Genomic DNA, 465 nt, shown 5'->3' with positions numbered 1-465 from the left:
GACTACTCGGGTATCTAATCCTGTTTGCTACCCACACTTTCGTGCCTCAGCGTCAGTTAAAGCCCAGTAGGCCGCCTTCGCCACTGGTGTTCCTCCCGATCTCTACGCATTTCACCGCTACACCGGGAATTCCGCCTACCTCTACTTCACTCAAGAAGAACAGTTTCAATAGCAGTTCACGGGTTAAGCCCATGGATTTCACTACTGACTTGCTCTTCCGCCTACGCACCCTTTACACCCAGTAAATCCGGACAACGCTCGCTCCCTACGTATTACCGCGGCTGCTGGCACGTAGTTAGCCGGAGCTTTCTTGAAAGGTACCGTCACTCCTGAATCATTTCCTATACAGGTCGTTCTTCCCTAACAACAGAGCTTTACAATCCGAAGACCGTCTTCACTCACGCGGCATTGCTCGTTCAGGGTTCCCCCCATTGACGAAAATTCCCTACTGCTGCCTCCCGTAGG

The 465-nt window shown here is 52.3% G+C and carries 1 rRNA gene; it reads right to left on the bottom strand.

The features are described 5' to 3' along the window. Nucleotides 1-465 (bottom strand): 16S ribosomal RNA (locus PGH32_RS24575); the annotation flags it as partial.

It is taken from the genome of Erwinia sp. SLM-02, from assembly GCF_037450285.1.
Taxonomy (GTDB): domain Bacteria; phylum Pseudomonadota; class Gammaproteobacteria; order Enterobacterales; family Enterobacteriaceae; genus Erwinia.
The sequence above is the reverse complement of the archived record's forward strand: the minus strand, read 5'-3'. Positions and strand labels throughout refer to the sequence as shown.